Below are 2,531 nucleotides of genomic sequence, written 5' to 3' on the forward strand. Positions count from 1 at the left end.
TCACATCCCCCAGGGAAAGGGTCTCACCGTCCTCCACCGTCTGGATGGTTTCCTCCGGAATATGGAGCAGGTTGACCAGCATCGGTTTGGCTTTGGGGGTCGCCAGGATGCGCGCCCCCGGATAGCGCTCCAGCAGTTTCGGCAGGATGCCGGAATGGTCCTGCTCCGCATGGTTGGAGATGATATAATCCACCGCCGGCAGGCCGGCCAGTGCCTCCAGAAACCCCTCCTCCAGCGCGGGGTCCGCCGCATCAATGAGCACCCGCTTCTCCGAACCATTGATGAAGTAGGCATTATAGCTGGTGCCGTCCGGCAGAGGGATCAGCGCGTCGAACAGCCGGCGGTTCCAGTGCACAGCCGGCAACTGCCACACACGCTCGGTCATCTTATGGACAAACATGGACGTATCCTCCTTTTCTTCGGTCAGCGATCTTACCTGCCCCCACCGGGCATCGCCCTTATTGTAACATGGGCCGCATCACATTTCAAGGGCGATTCCCTACATTTTCGACGGCCGTTTCACGCCAAATGGGGTCCAGGAGGATGATGAGCACTGCCGCAAGCCACACGCACAGGACGCCGTACAGGCCGGCGCCAAAGGAGAAAATGGGATGATGGGGCCGGTAGACCGCTGCCAGGAAAAAGGAAGCCGCCTGATTGTTCACCGCATGCAGGAAGGCCGCCAGCCACACGCTCCCCGACTTCAACACCGCATAGCCCAGGACGACCGCCAGCCCTATGCAGTAGGCGGTCATGAGCAAGATGCCGGCGGCCGGGTAGCCGGGGTAATTATGCCCCATGGCAATCACCGGCGCATGCCAGATGCCCCAGATGACGCCGATGACCAGCATGGCGCGCACCTTTCCCAGCCGGAGCAGTTCCGACTGCAGGTATCCTCGCCAGCCGAATTCCTCGCCAAAAGCGAACAGGAGGCCGAGGAACGGCCCCAGCACCACTGACTGCAGTACGACGATGAGCCACAGCAGGGGCGCCGGCAGTGGCACGCCGCCCCCTACCAGCGCCGTGATATCTACCGCCTGCCCCAGCCGGAAGAGCATATTCAGCACGGTTTGCAGGCCGTAGAACGCGACGAAGCCGGCCCCAAAGATGAGCCAGTAGCGCGGCCGGCCGCCGGCCAGCCCCACGCGCGCGAACGCCTCCTTCCCCATCACCAAACGCATGACCAGCACCGCCAGCAGTGCCGCAAGCCCCACTGCCTGGCTGACGATAGCATTGATGTTCAGCACGATGAAATCATAGCTGAACAACGCGATCAGCGTGGTCGCGGTATGGGCCAGCGTGTAGGCGATAAATAGATAGAAAACCCAACAAGCGCGCTCACCGCGCCGGCGCGCCTGGAAGAGCGGATGATCGCGGAAGAGGAACAGCGCGCAGAGGATGGCGGAGAACGCCGGCAGGAGCATCTGAAGCTGGAGCATCATGATGGCCGGCTGGCTGGCCCCATACCCGACCGTCTGCCACAACAGGAGGTTCAGCCCCCACGTTAGCGTAAAGGTCAGGCCCAGGAATATCCCCACCTGGCGCCAGCGCACCCCACCCCCAACGGACGGCGTTTCCATGAGAAACCTCCCTATGGTTCAAGCGCGAAGAACCCTGAACCCCCTTCCCACTGCGGAGGTTCAGGGTATGAATGCATAGCCGCAGACAGCCGATCGTTCAGCGCCAGACCTGCAGAGCCAGCAGGAGGCCGGCGAGGTCGAGCACAGCTATACCGACGAGGGCGGCAGTGCCGAAAGCCCGGCGAAGCGGATTTCCATGGCCGGCAAACTCCTCGCCGGCCATCAGCACCTCGATCTCGCTCTCCCCCAAGGTGATCACGTCCCCGTGGCGAAGCACTGTCGGCCCGCTGACGCGCCGGCCGTTTAGGCAGGTGCCGTTGGTGCTCCCGACATCCACCAATATCCAGTGCCAGCCCTGGCGCAGGATTTCGCAGTGCCGGCGAGATACCCGCCAATCGCCCAGCAGAGAGATATCGTTCGCACGCGAGCGCCCGATGGAAAAGCGGACTCGTTCACATTCGATAGTGGTGCCGGCGCCTGGTCCTCTGCGAATGCGCAGTCGCATCTTCTCCGCCCCTGTCGCCCAGGTTTCGTACTAGAGCCTTACCCTGTTCCCATCACCTTAGCAGTACAGCATGTACTGCCGCCTCATTCTCGTGCACTTCCAGCCCGATTGTACCATCCGCGTCCACCCCTGTCAATAGGCACAATGGTACTATTCGAAGCAGGCCGAAGATTTTTAATGTAATCTTTCGTGCTTTCCTGCCCGCCCTCTTGACGACCATCTGAACAACATGGTATAGTTTGCATGAGGAGACTTGACAATAATCCCCTTGGGGAGGGTTGCCGGCGTGCGGCATCACAGCTAATATAGGAAATAAGGACTACCTGAAACAGCGCATTTTGACTTGCTATTCCGCCCCATATCGTGTTACAATAATACGGGATAGGTGGGATAGATAATGAAACCCTTGATAACACAGCATAACACTGCGCAACATCATGCAGGGA

The 2,531-nt window shown here is 60.3% G+C and carries 3 protein-coding genes; all 3 read right to left on the minus strand.

Annotated features, from left to right (window positions below; genetic code table 11):
- On the minus strand, positions 1–400 hold a 400-nt coding region (locus H5T60_13990; GenBank protein ID MBC7243543.1), incomplete at its 3' end, for an MBL fold metallo-hydrolase.
- A gap of 85 nt (positions 401–485) precedes the next feature.
- Complete coding sequence (locus tag H5T60_13995) at positions 486–1,580, minus strand: CPBP family intramembrane metalloprotease (GenBank protein MBC7243544.1); 1,095 nt, start codon at positions 1,578–1,580, stop codon at positions 486–488.
- Positions 1,581–1,677: 97 nt separating this feature from the next.
- Complete coding sequence (locus tag H5T60_14000; protein ID MBC7243545.1) at positions 1,678–2,085, minus strand: FHA domain-containing protein; 408 nt, start codon at positions 2,083–2,085, stop codon at positions 1,678–1,680.
- Positions 2,086–2,531: the final 446 nt, after the last annotated feature.

Source organism: Anaerolineae bacterium, from assembly GCA_014360855.1.
Lineage (GTDB): Bacteria > Chloroflexota > Anaerolineae > JACIWP01 > JACIWP01 > JACIWP01.

What these genes read in the sequence shown, in the direction of transcription:
- H5T60_14000 (MBC7243545.1), bottom strand. Translation starts at nt 2,085, where the DNA reads ATGCGACTGCGCATTCGCAGAGGACCAGGCGCCGGCACCACTATCGAA.
- H5T60_13995 (MBC7243544.1), bottom strand. Translation starts at nt 1,580, where the DNA reads ATGGAAACGCCGTCCGTTGGGGGTGGGGTGCGCTGGCGCCAGGTGGGG.